The organism is Streptomyces sp. SCUT-3, from assembly GCF_014083985.1.
GTDB classification, from domain to species: domain Bacteria; phylum Actinomycetota; class Actinomycetes; order Streptomycetales; family Streptomycetaceae; genus Streptomyces_H; species Streptomyces_H thermolineatus.
In genome coordinates this window covers 5,524,768-5,538,579 of sequence record NZ_CP046907.1, presented here as the reverse complement: position 1 = coordinate 5,538,579, position 13,812 = coordinate 5,524,768, and the positions used below count along the sequence as shown (strand labels likewise).

Sequence of the window (13,812 nt, the reverse complement as noted above, 5' to 3'; positions counted from 1 at the left end):
GGGAGTCGCAGGTGACGGGTCGGGATCCTTCGTGGCAGGAGCCGCTCCGGTGGCGTGGCGGCGGGTTCGTCGGGCGGCGGGAGGAGATCGCCGCCTTCGAGGAGGCGCTGAGGCGGTCGCCGGAGGGGGCGGGGCCGGTGCTGTTCCGCGTCCACGGCCCGGCCGGGGCGGGCAAAACCGCCTTGCTGCGGCGGATGGAGAGCGCCGCCCGGCAGGCGCGGGCGGCCACCGTGTACGTGGACGGTCCGGTGGCGGACGCGGTCGGGGCCATGGCGGCCGTCGGCACGCAATTGGCGCAGCAGGGGCTGCCGTTGAAGGGGTTCGAGGAGCGGCTGGCGGTCTACCGGCGGTTGCGGCAGGAGCCCGTGGCCGGTGTCTTCGGCACCGGGGCGGACCGGGCCGCCGTGACGGTTCCGGGAGCTTCGGGGGTGGGGCTTCCCGGCCCCCGTCTGACCCCCGGGACCGGGGCGTTCGTCCGCGCGGCCGACGCGGAGCAGGTGGTGGCCTGGGTGGACCGGGTCAAGGCGCGGTTCGGTTCCCGGCTGCGCAGCTACGAGGACGTCCGGCTGGTGCTGTCCCCCTTGCAGGTCCTCACCCCGGTGTTCCTGGATGAACTGGCGGAGGCGGTGCGGGGGCGGCCGTGGACCGTGTGGTTCTTCGACGCCGGCGACCGGCACGCCGGGCCGGTGCCGGGCACCTGGCTGCACGACGTGCTGGTCACCGGCCGGTACGGGAGGCCCCCGGCGAACGTGCTGGCGGTCACGGCCGGACGGTCGCGGCCGGACGCGCAACGCCGGGACGACCGGACCGGCCCCGTCGTCGACCTGCCGCTGGAGGTGCTCACCGAGACCGAGGTCCGCGAACTGTCGGCCGCCGCGGGGATCACCGGGGAGCGAGCCGTGGAGGCGGTCCTGGAACTGTCCGGACGACTGCCGGTGCTGGTCTCCACCCTGGTCGCCGGCTGCCCTGCCGCGCCGGCGACCACCGACCGCCCCGCCGACCCGGCCGCCGACGGCCGCCCCTCCGGTCCGGCGCGCGTCGCGGACCCCGGCCGCGCCACCGTCGAACAGTTCCTCGCGCGGGAGGCCGACCCGGTCCGCCACGCCGCCGTCCTGGCCTGCGCCCTCCCCCGGGAATGGGACGAGGACGTCTACCGCGCCGCGGTGGCCGAGGAGGCCGCCCCGCTGTTCGACCGGCTGCGCCGGCTGCCTTTCGTGACCGGCCGCGCCGGCCGCCACCGCTACCACGAGGTGGTGCGCACCGCCGTGCTGCGCCTGCACCGCGAGCAGTCCCCGGACCTCTGGCGCGAGCAGCACACCCGCCTGGCCGACGCCTTCCGGCAGTGGCGGGAGCGGCTCGAGGACAGCACCGCCCCGGACGGCGGCCGGTGGCAGGACGAGCGCCTGCTCGGCCACCGACTGGAGGAGACCTACCACCGGCTGTGCGCCGACCCCCGCGCCGCGCTCCCCCGTGCGCTGCGCGAACTGCCCGACGCCTACGACCACGGCACCCCCACCCTGCGCCGCTGGGCCGAGGCGCTGCTCCAGGCCGGCCGGGACGCCGACGCCCCCGCCGTGAGCGACCGGGGACGGCAGGTCCTCGCCGCCCTGGAGGACCCGCTCCCCGGCGTCGCGGCCCTGACCCTGCTCCTGGACGGCGACGCACTCGACACCCCCGGCCGGGCCCTCGCCCACCTCCTCCGGGCCCGGGACCGCCGCAACGCCGGCCACTACGAGCAGGCCCTGGCCGACTACCGGGCTGCCGTCGCCCTGGCCCCGGAAGCGCGACGCGCCCACCACGGCCGTGGCGTCGCACACGTCCTCGTGGGCCGGTACGACGACGCGCTCGCCGACTTCGAGCGCGTCCTCGACCTCGCCCCCGACGACGCCCGGGCCCTCGCCGACCGCGCCGAGATCCACCGGCAGGCGCACCGGTACGACGAGGCGTCGGCCGACTACGACCGCGCCGTCGACCTCGCCCCCGACGACGCCTGGATCCTCGCCGGCCGCGGCCAGGCCCGCCAGGCCGCGGGCCGCCACGACGACGCCCTGGCCGACTTCGACCGCGCCCTCGAACTCGACCCCGGTGACCTATGGTCCCTGGCCGACCGCGCCGAGACCTACCGGCTGGCCGGCCGCCACGACGACGCCCTCGCCGACTACGACCGCGCCGTCGAACTCGACCCCCGCAACGCCCGGGCCGCCGCCGGACGCGGTGAGACCCACCGGCTGGCGGGTCGTTACGACGCCGCCCTGGCCGATTTCGACCGCGCCGTCGAACTCGACCCCCACGACGCATGGGCCCTCGCCAACCGCGGCCAGGTCCACCAGGCCATGGGCCGCTACGACGCCGCCCTCGCCGACTTCGACCTGGCCGTCGAACTCGACCCGTACGACCTCTGGGCCCTCGTCAACCGCGCCGAGACCCACCGGATTGCGGGCCGTTACGACGCCGCCCTCGCCGACTACGACCTGGCCGTCGAAACCGACCCGTACGACGCCTGGGCCGCCGCCGGACGCGCCGAGACCCACCGGCTGGCGGGCCGTTACGACGCCGCCCTGGCCGATTTCGACAACGCCCTCGAACTCGACCCCGACGACGCCTGGGCCCTGGCCGGCCGCGGCCGGACCCACCGCGCCACGGGCCGGTACGACGCCGCCCTGGCCGACGCCCGCCGTGTCGTCGCCGCCGACCCCGACGACGGGTGGTCCCACTACGAGGAAGGGCTCACGCTGCGCGCCATGGCGCGCCCCGGCTGGGAGCAGTGCCTGGCCCGGGCCGTCGAGCGCTTCGCCCGCGACGCGGCCGGTGCGGGCCCCGGACCGGCCACCGGGGAAGCAGTTCCCGGGGAAGCGGCCACCGGGGAGGGTGGCCTCTTCGTCGCCCACTGCGCGCTGTCGTCGTGGGAGGAGGCCGACCGGCACCTGACGCGCTTCCTGGCCGCAGCCCCGCACCGCGGACAGGTCGGAGAGGTACTCGCCGACCTCGACGCCCTGGCACAGGCGATCGCTTCCGCGACGGAGCACCTGCGGCCTTTCCGCCACCGGCTCGAGGACGCGCTCGCAGCGCTCCCGTGACGGCGCCCCCGCCCCCTCGCCGCTCACCGCTCACCGCTCACCGGGAGCCGGGAGCCGGGGGCCGGGGGCGGTCCGACTCCGGAACCCGCCGCCCCGGCGCGGCCCGTGACGGCATCCGGCAGGCGCGGCCCGCCGGATGTGTCGTCACCCGGCGCGCTCCCGCACCATGAACGCGGCCCGCTTGTCCGGGAGTTCGAGCTGCCCGGCCATGCGGAACCCGGCCCGTTCGAAGGCGCGCACGGAGCGGACGTTGCGCACGTCGGGTTCGGCGACCACCCGCTGCGCGTACGGATCCGCGGCCAGTTGCCGGTCGGAGATGATCCGCAGCAGCCGGGCGCCCAGACCCCGGCCGCGGAAGCGGGAGGGGCCGAGGAGCAGGTGCACCCCCGCATCCCGGGGACGGGCGGTGTAGTGACGGGCGAGCGGGTCCAGGTCGGCCCGGTACAGCTCCCAGTAGCTCATCGGCTCGCCGTCGATGCAGCCGATCCACGGCGTGGAGTGGGCGCTCGCGATCTGCTCGCGCAGGTAGTCGCCGATCCGGTCGGGCGGGTGCGCCATCTCCCAGAAGCGGGCGACCTCCGGGTCGTTCATCCAGGCGTGGACCGTCCCCAGGTCGGCTGCGGGGTCGACCGGGCGCAGCGTGAACGCGCCCGCGAGGGACGCAGGGGACGCGGGACCGTCCGGGACAGCGGGGGCGGCGGAACCGTCCGGAGCTTCCGGGGCGTCCGGGGTGCCGGGGGCCCGGGGCGTGCCGCGGTCCTCCCTCACCGCAGGGCCTGCGCGATCGGGTTGGCGATGTCGACGTACACCGACTGGGACTCCAGGGGGCCGGTCAGTTCGTCCATGCCGTGGACGCGGGTGAGCAGGTTGGCCTTGCAGCGCAGTACGGGCGCCTCGCGCAGCAGGGCGGCCAGGCGCAGCCGGTCGCCGTGCTCGGCGGCGAGCCCGGCCAGGACGTCGCCCGCCTGCCTCAGCAGGTCCGTCTCGTCCGCCAGTCCCTGGGAGCCGCAGGCGCCGACGACGCCGAGCATGTTGTTCAGCCCTACGTAGTAGGCCAGGCGCTCGTCGACGACCTCGTCGTCGACGTAGGTGCCCAGGTCCCGGCCCGCGCCGGGGACCCAGGTGTGGAGCGCGGTGCTGCGGGACGGGGAGAAGTAGTAGCCCTGGTTGTCGCGGTAGCGGCCGCCGGCCGGCCAGCCGTCCGCGTCGAGTTCGACCAGGGTGTTCTGCTGGTGCGCCTCCAGGCCCAGGCCGTAGACGGCGTGGAGCCACAGCACCGGGGTGATCACGGCCCGCAGGTAGCGGGCGAACCACTCGCGGGTGACGTCGGGGACGCTCCGCCCGGTGCGGGCCGCGAGGCCGTGCACGAGGACGGCGAGCTGCGACCGGCCGCCGCGGGCGGGGAGGTCGGGCCTCGGCGAGCAGAGCCCGGCCACGCACGCCACGCGCCGGTCGTCGCCGAAGGGGTTCTCGCGCACCACCACGTCCAGCCCGGTGGGGCCCGGTGCGGCGTCGCCGGCGCCGGCGGCGTCCCCGGGGGCGTCCACTGCCAGCCAGGCGGGGTCGCGGACGACCGAGAAGCCGGGGTGGGCGGCGTGCAGCGCCCGGCCCAGTCCGGCCTCCAGGAGCCGGTGCACCTCGATGCCGCGGCGCAGCTCCACCCGCAGGTTCTCCCGGCGGGAGTTGGTGATGCGCAGTCCCAGGGAGAACTTGAGCATCACGGGGGCGTCGGCGCGGTAGAGGGTGCGCACCGAGGAGGTGGGGGACCAGTCGGGTCCGGCCGGGCCGAGGTCGTGCAGCAGTCCGGCGTCCAGCAGGCCGCACACCGCGGGCCGGGCCGTCACGTCGCGGGCCTGCCACGGGTGGGCCGGCACCAGGACCGTGCCGGGCGGGGGCTGCAGCTTCTCCCCGGCGAGGCCGGCCAGCAGTTCCCCGGGGCCGCGGTCGAGGGCGGAGTCGCCGCGCACCACCGAGGGGGCGGCGGCGAACCAGTGCAGGGGGAAGGAGCCGCGGGTCTCCGGCGAGTACTGCCCGGTCTCGGCCTCGGTGAGCCCCTCGCGGCTCTTCGGGGTGGGGTGGAAGGGGTGGCCGAGGAGGAGGGCCTGTTCGGCGGCGAGGAACGGGGTGGTGCCGGAGGGGTCCTCGGGCGCACGGGTGCGGGCGTGCAGGAACCGGGCGGTCCGGCGGGCGGAGTCGGTGACGCGGCCGGTCAGGTCCGCCACCGCGTCGTGGTCGCCGGCCGAGGCCTGGACGGCGAGCAGGGCCGCGACCAGCGGGGCGGCGGCGGGGGTGCCGGTGCGCAGCCGGGCGGGGCCGAAACGGTGCAGGCCGGTGGCGGACCAGTGGTGCACGGGCGCCTCGATCCCGGTGCCCGCCGCGGGCAGGTCGAGCCGCAGCACGCCGTCGGCCGGCCGGGGCACCCCGGTCTCACGGACCCAGCACCTGAGCAGGTTCTCCGTGGTCGCGGCGTCCGCGACGACGGTGGGGTCCGCGACGACGGCGGCGTCCGCGGCGACGGCGGGATCCGCGACGACGGTGGGGTCCGGGCGCGTCACGGCGTCCACGGGCCCCGGTGCGGCGGCGCGCCCCGGGGCGGTGGCGGGGTGCGGGGGGTGCGGCGGTTCGTGCGCGTGCCGCCGCTCTGTGGGGGAGCTCATGGGTTCTCTCTCCTGTCCGGCAGCCGGGTCTCAGGCGCGCCGTGCCCGGACGGCGGGCCCGGTCGGCGGCGTGCGGGGGGCGGTCCGCGGGTCGGGCACACCGGCCGCTTTCCGGGTTCCGGGAACTCCCGGGGTCCCGGGGGCGGCGGGGGTGCCGGACCGTCGGGCCGCTCCGTCGAGGCCGAAGGTGGTGAAGGCGGTGCGGTCCGGCAGCGGGTACGTCTCCCGGCCGGTGAGCGCGTTGAGGATCACGGCGGAGCGCCAGGCCGCCAGGCCCAGGTCGGGGGCGCCCACGCCGTGGGTGTGGCGTTCGGCGTTCTGCACGAAGACCGCTCCCGCGCCCGGTTCCGCCGCGGCCGGCCCCTTGCCGTCCGGGTCGAGGACGAGGCGGTGGGCCCGGTCGACCAGCGGCCGGCCTGCCGTGTCGCGCAGCAGGTGGGGCAGGAGGGGTGCGATCAGGCGGTCCACGGGCCGTTCCGCGTAGCCGGTGGCCAGGACGACCGCGTCGGTGGCGAGCCGTGCCCGGGTGCCCTGGTCGGCGTGTTCGGTGAGCAGTTCGACGCGGCCGCCGGTCCGCTCGGCCGTCAGGACGGTGACGCCGGGGGTCAGGACGGTGTCGGGCCAGCCGCCGTCGAGGCTGCGGCGGTAGAGCTCGTCGTGGATCTCGCCGAGGGTGTCGGCGCTGACGCCCTTGTAGAGCTGCCACTGGGCGGGCAGCAGGCGGTCGCGGACGGTCTCGTCCAGTCCGTGGAAGTGCCGGGTGTAGTCGGGGGTGAACTGCTCCAGGCCGAGTTTGCTGTACTCCATGGGGGCGAAGGCGGGGGTGCGGGCCAGCCAGGACAGGCGTTCCGCCCCGGCGGGCCGGGCGCGCAGCAGGTCGAGGAAGACCTCCGCGCCGGACTGGCCCGAGCCGACGACCGTGACGTGCCCGGCGGCCAGCAGTTCCTCGCGGTGTTCGAGGTAGTCGGCCGAGTGCAGGACCGGGGCCGCGGGGTCGTCGACGAGCGGGCGGAGGGGCTCGGGCACGTGCGGGGCGGTGCCGACGCCGAGGACGAGGTTGCGGGCGAGGAGGCGGCCGGTGTCCACGGGGTGCCCGTCGGGGCCGAGCCGGGTGAAGTCCACCGTGAACGCCTGCCGCTGCCCGTCCCAGGCGACGGTGTCCACGCGGTGGCCGAAGCGGCACGACGGCAGTTGCTCGCTGACCCGCCGGCAGTAGGCGTCGTACTCGGCGCGGTGGATGTGGAGGCGCTCGGCGAAGTAGAAGGGGAAGAGCCTGCCCAGGGCCTTCAGGTGGTTGAGGAAGGACCAGGGGCTGGTGGGGTCGACCAGGCTGACCAGGTCGGCCAGGAAGGGGACCTGGAGGGTGGCCCCGTCGATGAGCAGGCCGGGGTGCCAGTGGAAGGCGGGCCGCTGTTCGAGGAAGGCGGTGGTCAGGCCGGGGACGCCGTCGGCGAGGGCGGCCAGGGAGAGGTTGAACGGCCCCGTGCCCACTCCGAGCAGGTCGAGGGGTTCTTCGTCGGTGCCTGTGGTCATCGCGTTCCTCCGTCGTGGGGGCGGGTGTGCGCGGGGGTTCCCGGGGGTGCGGTCGCGGGTGGGGGGCCCGGGGCCGGGGCGGGGACGCGTCCGTCGGCCGGGGCGGGCGCGGGGACACTGCTGGCGGGGAGACTGCCGGCGGGCACGCTGCCGGCGAGGGCACTGCCGAACGGCGCTCGGCCGGCGGGCACGCTGCCGGCGACGAGTTCGAGCAGCCCCGCCAGGTCGGCTTCCCGGGCGCGGGGGTTCAGCAGGGTGGCCTTGAGCCACAGCCGGGGGCGCCCGTCGGCGTCCTCGGCCACCGCGCGTCCGAGGACCGCCCGCCCCTCGGCGAGCAGGCGGCGGCGCACCGCGGCGACCGTCTCGTCCCCCTCGGCGTCGGGCAGTTCGTCCGCGGCGGTGGGCCGGAACAGCACGGTGCTGATCCCGACGGGGCCGGGCCGCCGCCGCACGGCGGGGTGGTCGTCGACGAGGCGGGCGAACGTCCCGGCGGCCTCGACGCAGCTCTCGACGAGGTCGCCGATCCCGCGGCGCCCCAGCGCTCTCAGGGTGACGGCGATCTTGAGCGCGTCGGGGCGGCGCGAGGTGCGAACGGAACGGCCGAGCAGGTCCGGCAGGCCCGACCCGGTGTCGTCGTCGGCGTTGAGGTAGGCGGCTTCGAAGCCCAGTGGGGCGGCCGCCCGGCGGTCGGCCAGCACGAGGGCCCCGGCGGCGACCGGCTGCCAGCCGAGCTTGTGCAGGTCGAAGGTGACCGACACCGCCGATCCCAGCCCGTCGAGCAGCGGGGCGAGCCGGTCGCTGAACAGCAGCGGGCCCCCGTAGGCGGCGTCGACGTGCAGTTCGGCGCCGCGGGCGGCGGCGGTCCGCGCGATCTCGGGCAGGGGATCGATCAGGCCCTCGTCGGTGGTGCCGGCGGTGGCGACCACCAGTGCGGGGCCGCGGACCCCGGCCAGCGCCCGGTCCAGTGCGTCGGGCAGCATCCGCCCGGACCGGCAGCCGACGGTGACCGGGTCGGGCAGGCCCAGCAGCCAGGCGGCGCGGCGCACACTGTGGTGGGCGTTGGTCCCGCACAGCACCTGGACGGTGCGGGCGCCCGCCGCCCGGGCCCGTTCCCTGGCGAGCAGCAGGGCGACGAGGTTGGACTCGGTCCCGCCGCTGGTGATCAGCGCGTCGGGGTCGGGGCGGCCGGGGTGGACCAGGGCGGCCAGGGCGGCGGCGGTCTCCTCCTCCACCACCGCCGCGGCCGGCGCCTGGTCCCACGAGTCCATCGAGGGGTTGAGCGCGGAGGCCGCCAGGTCGGCCGCGGCGGCCACGGCCAGCGGCGGGCAGTGCAGGTGGGCGACGCAGGCGGGGTCGGCCGGGTCCGCGGCGCCCTCGGCGACGGTGTGCACCAGGGTGCGCAGAGCCTCGTCGGCCCCGGTGCCGTGCTCGGGGAGGAACGGGGCGCACGCCGCCCGGACGCGTTCCGTCACCGCGGCGGGCCCGCCCGCGGGCAGCGGCCCCTCCCGGTCCGCCGCGCCCCGGGCCAGCGCGTCGAGCACGGTGCCGGTCAGGGGCCGCAGCGCCTCGGGGCCCCGCACGCCCCCGGCTAGGGCGGTGGCGGCGGCGGTCGCGGTGGGGGCGGTGCCGGTAGCGGCGGGGGCGGCATCGGTGCCGGTACCGATGCCGGCGGCGGGCGCGGTGCTGCCCGGGTCGGCGGTCATGCGGTGGTCCCTCCGGCGGTGTCGGTGCGGCGCAGTGCGGCCTCGATCCGTTCCAGGACCGAGTCCGCCTGGTCGTCGGTGAGCACCAGGGGAGGCAGCAGGCGCAGCACGGTGTCGTCCCGGCCGCCCAGTTCGAGCATGAGTCCCTCCTCCAGGCAGGCGGCGCGCAGCGCGGCCGCCAGGGCGGGGTCGCCGGGCGGGGTGCCGAGGCGGTCGGGAGGGCCGTCCGGGTCGACCAGTTCGACGCCGATCATCAGCCCCCTGCCGCGGACGTCGCCGAACGACGGCCGCCCGGCCCCGATCCGACGCAGGCCGGCGCGGATGCGTTCCCCCAGTGCCTCGGCCCGCAGGGCGAGCTGTTCCTCGGCGACCGTGCGCAGGGTGACCCGGCCGGCCGCCATGGCGAGGGTGTTGCCGCGGAAGGTCCCGGTGTGCCGGCCCGGCCGCCAGGTGTCGAGCGCGGGCCGGTAGGCGATCAGGGCGAGCGGAAGTCCGCCGCCGACGGCCTTGGAGGCGACGAGGACGTCGGGGGTGACACCGGCCCGCTCGCACGCCCAGAAGCGGCCGGTGCGGCCGACGCCCGTCTGCACCTCGTCGACGATCAGCACAATGCCGTGCTCGGCGGTGATCCTGCGGACCTCGCGCAGCCAGGCGTCGGGGCCCTCGACCACTCCGCCCTCGCCCTGGACTACCTCCAGGATCACCGCGGCCGGCGGGGCGACGCCGCTGCCGGGGTCGGTGATCAGGCTCTCCAGCAGTGCGGCCGACAGCCGGGCGGACTGCCGGGAGCCGACGCCGAACGGGCAGCGGTAGTCGTAGGGGTAGGGCAGCCGGGTGACCGGTACCGCGTCCGCTCCGGGCGTGTCGCGCATCCTGCGCGGGCCGGAGACCGCGGAGGCTCCCAGCGTCATGCCGTGGTAGGCGCCGGTGAAGGCGACGACCCCGCGCCGCCCGGTGGCGTCCTGGGCGAGTTTGAGGGCGGCCTCGACGGCGTCCGTGCCGGCGGGTCCGCAGAAGTGCAGCCGGGCGTCGTCGCGCAGGGTCCCGGGAAGGCGGCCCAGCAGTTCCCCGGTGAAGGCGTCCTTCTCCGGGGTGATCATGTCGAGGGTGTGGAGGGGGGCTCCGGAGTCGATGACCTCGCGGAGCGCGGCGACGACCCGCGGGTGGTTGTGCCCCAGCGCGAGGGTGCCCGCGCCGGAGAGGCAGTCGAGGTAGCTGCGCCCGTCGGCCCCGGTGACCACGGCCCCCTCGGCCCGCACGGGGACGACGGGGAGGGTGCGGGCGTAGGTGCGGGCGGAGGACTCGCGCCGCGCCTGGCGCGCCAGGAGGCGGTCGCGCAGTGCCTCGCCGCGGGGCGCTGGTTCGCCCGGTACGGGTTCGCCCGGTACGGGTGCGGGGGCGCCGGTCTCGCGGAGTTCGGCGGGCGGCGTCGGCATGGCAGGCCCTTCGGTAGTGATACGGAGGGTTCGCGCACGGAACGTTACGTACGGACACGGATGCGCAGCGTCACGAACGGAGAACGCAGTTGGTAAGGGTAGCCTAACCTAATGATCAATCGAAGCCTGCGCCCTCAACTCCCCCGCAGTTCCTGACAACGAATCAACTCGCTCCAGGAGAGGGTGAATCGGCCGTACTCACATTGACGCGCACCGGGCAGCGCGGCCTGCGGCCCCCGAACCGCAGTCCCGCACCCCGGCCCCGCCCCGCGCACCCCGGCCCCGCCCCGCGCCGCGCATCGCGGGCCGCGTCCCCGTCAACCCGCGGAAGCTCCGGGGCCGCCCGCGGCACTTCCGCCGCCGGAGGCTCCGGCGGCACTCCCGCCGTCCCTGCCTCCGGCGCCACTGCCGCCGCCCCGCTCCGCCCCGCCGCTCCCGCTGCTGCCGCTCCCGCCGCTGCTGTTGCCCGAGGAGCCCGAAGCACCGGAGGTTCCCGAGGACCCCGCGGCGCCCGAAGCCCCGGACGTCCCGGAGGACCCCGAACCGGCGGCGGCGCCGGCCGCGCCCGAGCCCTCCGAAGCCCCGCCGGGGCCCTGCCCGGCGGAGCCCCGCCCGCCGGATGCTCCGGCCGCGGCTCCGCCGTTGCCCGCCGGGGCGCCGGGTCCGCCGCGCTCCTCCGCCTCCAGCAGGCCGTCGCAGAACGACGCGACGTCCTTTCCTCCGGCGGCCTCGGTCAGCGCCCTCTCGGCCTTCTCCCCGGAGGGCGCCCCCTCGCCGGAGCCGCCGGCGGAAGCCTCCAGCGCGCGGCACATGCCGACGAGGACGGCGGTTTCGGCGTCGGTGCCGTCCTCACCGGCCCCCGGCGCCCCGTCCTTCCCGTCGTCCGCCCCGTCGTCCGTCCCGTCGTCCGGCTCCGCTCCCTTCCCGCTGCCGCCGTCCTCTCCCCCTCCCGTGACCTCGGTGGAGTGGGCGCCGTCGGGCGTGGAGGAGGCCGGCCCGCCGGTGGGGCCGGCGCTCGCGGTGGGGGTGGAGGCGGGCCGGTCGGGCCCGCCGTCGCCGAAGGGCGTGGGGATGAGTCCGGTGCCCGCCGCGATCGCCACTCCGCCGAAGGCCAGGGCCGCGACGGCGGCGACGACGGCTCCCCGGACCGTGCGGAGCCCCCGCAGGGCGCCTGCGCCGTCCGCGCCGGTGCGTGCCGCGCGGAAGGCGGCGACGGCGGCCTCCTCGCCCGGCAGCGGCTCCCCGCAGCCCGGCGCCCGGTCCGGTCCGGACGCGGCCTGCCGGGCCGCTCCCAGCAGGGCGGCCAGTTCCCGCACCACCGGATCGGAGGTGTCCACCGGGTCGCCGCGCAGGAGCCGCTCGGCGGTCTCCTCGCTCAGCCGGCCCTCCCGGGAGGGTTCCTGCCCGGCGTCCGGGCCCGCTCCGTGCACACCGTTCATGAGTCGTCCTTCACGGTTCGTGTCCCCGCGGTCCGCGGCCACCGCGCCTCCAACCGCCCGGCGAGCCGTTTCAGGCCCCGGTGCGCGGCCATCCGCACCGCCCCCGACCTCTTGCCGAGCACCCGGGCCGTGCTGGTGGCGTCCAGGCCGACCACCACCCGCAGCAGCACGGCCTCGGCCTGGTCCCGGGGGAGTTCGGCGATCAGTGCCACCACGTCGGTGGTCGCCAGGGCGTCCAGTGCCTCGTCCGCGGTGTCCGTGCCGTCGGCCATCTCCAGCAGGTCGGACTCGTCGCCGCCCGGCAGCGGCGAGCGGCCCACCTGCCTGAGGTGGTCCAGGGCCCGGTTGCGGGCTATGCGCGCGGTCCAGCCGCGGAACCCGTCGGCGTCCCCGCGGAACCGGTGCAGGTCCCGGGCGATCTGCAGCCACGCCTCGGAGGTGACGTCCTCCGCGTCCGGCCCGCCCACCAGCGTTCTCACGTAGGCGAGCAGCCGGGGGTGGACGATCCGGTAGACCCTGCGGAAGGCGAGTTCGTCCCCTGCCCGCGCCTCCTCCACCGCTGCGGCCAGTCCCTCCTCTTCCGGTGGTAGTTGTGCGCCCGAGTGTCTGTTTGCCCCATGCACGCCCACATACTGCACCATCACGGAGCGTGCATCAGGCGTTCCGCCGAGCCGACGATCATTCCGCGGCCACGGCGGAGGAGGCGCGAGGGGGCCCTGCTCCCCGCCCGGCCGGTTCAGCGGTGCGCGACCACCGAGGCCGTACGGACGAACGCCTGGGCCGACTGCCCCGACCTGCGGGCGAACCACGAGACGACCGCGCCGATCGGGTCCCACAGCCGCCCGTCCGGGGTGCGCAGCCCCAGCCCCCGGCCGAATCCGGCCCGCTGCCCCTCGTCCAGGTCGACCCAGGTCGCGCCCGCGCACCGGACGAGCACCTCCCCCAGGTAGCAGCCGAACTCGACCAGCATCGAGTCCATCAGGCCCTCGGGCGGGTTCTGGTCGCGGATCTCGCCCAGGACGCGGTCCACGTACCGCAGGCTCGCCACCGAGTAGTCCAGTTCCGACCGCGCCCCCTCGCGCGCCACGTCCACGATGTCCTCGGCCCAACGGGGCGCGGTGCTCGCGGTGGGCGTGCTCCCTAAGTGCATGGCCTTCCTCCAAACCGTCGCACGGTCCGCCGGGCACGCCGGCCCGGGCGCCGCGCGGCGGGGTCCCGGGCGTGGGTCCCGGGGCGGGGGCCTGCCCGCCCGTTCTCTACAGCGCCACGCTCCCGCGTTCCGTCACCCGCGCGGGAAACGGCAGGGGTGGCGCAGGTGGAGAGCGGGCCGACATCCGGGGTCCGGAGGGTGGACGGACGCGGGCGGGGCGGGCGGGGCGGGCGATGCCCGGAACGGGGACCGCCCGCCCGCGGACGGGCGGGCGGGCGGTGCTGTCCGGCGCGGACGCCCCGGTCAGGCCAGGGAGGCCGTCAGGGTGATCGTCGTTCCGGAGAGGGCCTGGCTGACCGGGCAGTTGGCCTTGGCGTCCTCGGCGGCCTTGACGAAGTCGGCCTCGTCCATGCCCGGGACCTGGCCCTCCACCGTGATGTGGATGCCGGTGATGCCGGTCCCCGGCTGGAAGGTGACGTCGGCCCGGGTGTTGAGCCGGGTCGGCGGCGTGCCCGCCTTGGCGAGGCCGTTGGACAGCGCCATGGAGAAGCAGCTGGAGTGCGCGGCTGCGATGAGCTCCTCGGGGCTGGTCTTCCCGTTGGGCTCCTCCGCGCGGGCGGGCCAGGAGACCGGGTGCTCGCCGATCCCCGACGAGTCGAAGGTGACGACGCCGCTTCCCTCGAAAAGGCTGCCGTCCCAGACCGTGTGGGCGGTACGCGTGGTGGCCACGGTGGTTACCTCCTGCATGTCGGTTGCGCTTCCTCACATGATCCGACCGCACGGGGTCCGTTCCCCGTCCCGACGCGCCGCGCACCGC

The 13,812-nt window shown here is 76.8% G+C and carries 10 protein-coding genes; 1 reads left to right on the top strand and 9 read right to left on the bottom strand.

Annotated elements, in window-relative coordinates; genetic code table 11:
- Nucleotides 1-11: 11 nt before the first annotated feature.
- A complete protein-coding gene (locus GQS52_RS24405; RefSeq protein ID WP_182315577.1) occupies nt 12-3,077 on the top strand; it encodes a tetratricopeptide repeat protein in 3,066 nt (1,021 codons plus the stop codon).
- Between the two features lie 144 nt (nt 3,078-3,221).
- Here the strand turns inward: GQS52_RS24405 and GQS52_RS24400 are convergent, their stop codons facing one another.
- The 9 genes from GQS52_RS24400 to GQS52_RS24360 form a co-directional block, all read right to left on the bottom strand.
- Nucleotides 3,222-3,845 carry a GNAT family N-acetyltransferase gene (locus GQS52_RS24400; RefSeq protein ID WP_182315576.1) on the bottom strand — a complete coding sequence of 208 codons (624 nt, stop codon included), beginning with the start codon at nt 3,843-3,845 and terminating at the stop codon, nt 3,222-3,224.
- On the bottom strand, nt 3,842-5,734 hold the full coding sequence (locus GQS52_RS24395; protein ID WP_182315575.1) for an IucA/IucC family protein: 1,893 nt from the start codon (nt 5,732-5,734) through the stop codon (nt 3,842-3,844). The genes GQS52_RS24400 and GQS52_RS24395 overlap by 4 nt, the downstream gene beginning before the upstream one ends.
- Before the next feature lie 30 nt (nt 5,735-5,764).
- Complete coding sequence (locus tag GQS52_RS24390; RefSeq protein WP_182315573.1) at nt 5,765-7,267, bottom strand: SidA/IucD/PvdA family monooxygenase; 1,503 nt, start codon at nt 7,265-7,267, stop codon at nt 5,765-5,767.
- Entirely contained in the window at nt 7,264-8,970 is a 1,707-nt protein-coding gene (locus GQS52_RS24385; RefSeq protein WP_182315571.1) for a pyridoxal-dependent decarboxylase, read from the bottom strand. The genes GQS52_RS24390 and GQS52_RS24385 overlap by 4 nt, the downstream gene beginning before the upstream one ends.
- A complete protein-coding gene (locus tag GQS52_RS24380) occupies nt 8,967-10,406 on the bottom strand; it encodes a diaminobutyrate--2-oxoglutarate transaminase family protein (protein ID WP_182315570.1) in 1,440 nt (479 codons plus the stop codon). Before GQS52_RS24380 ends, GQS52_RS24385 begins: the two co-directional genes overlap by 4 nt.
- A gap of 317 nt (nt 10,407-10,723) precedes the next feature.
- On the bottom strand, nt 10,724-11,845 hold the full coding sequence (locus tag GQS52_RS24375) for a hypothetical protein (protein ID WP_182315568.1): 1,122 nt from the start codon (nt 11,843-11,845) through the stop codon (nt 10,724-10,726).
- Nucleotides 11,842-12,468 (bottom strand): RNA polymerase sigma factor, encoded by a 627-nt coding sequence (locus tag GQS52_RS24370; RefSeq protein WP_259370950.1) that lies wholly within the window; start codon nt 12,466-12,468, stop codon nt 11,842-11,844. Before GQS52_RS24370 ends, GQS52_RS24375 begins: the two co-directional genes overlap by 4 nt.
- Before the next feature lie 113 nt (nt 12,469-12,581).
- Nucleotides 12,582-12,995, bottom strand: coding sequence for a hypothetical protein (locus tag GQS52_RS24365; RefSeq protein WP_182315564.1), 414 nt, complete (start codon nt 12,993-12,995; stop codon nt 12,582-12,584).
- Between the two features lie 303 nt (nt 12,996-13,298).
- Nucleotides 13,299-13,724: an OsmC family protein gene (locus GQS52_RS24360; protein WP_182316698.1), complete on the bottom strand. Its 426-nt coding sequence runs from the start codon at nt 13,722-13,724 to the stop codon at nt 13,299-13,301.
- Nucleotides 13,725-13,812: the final 88 nt, after the last annotated feature.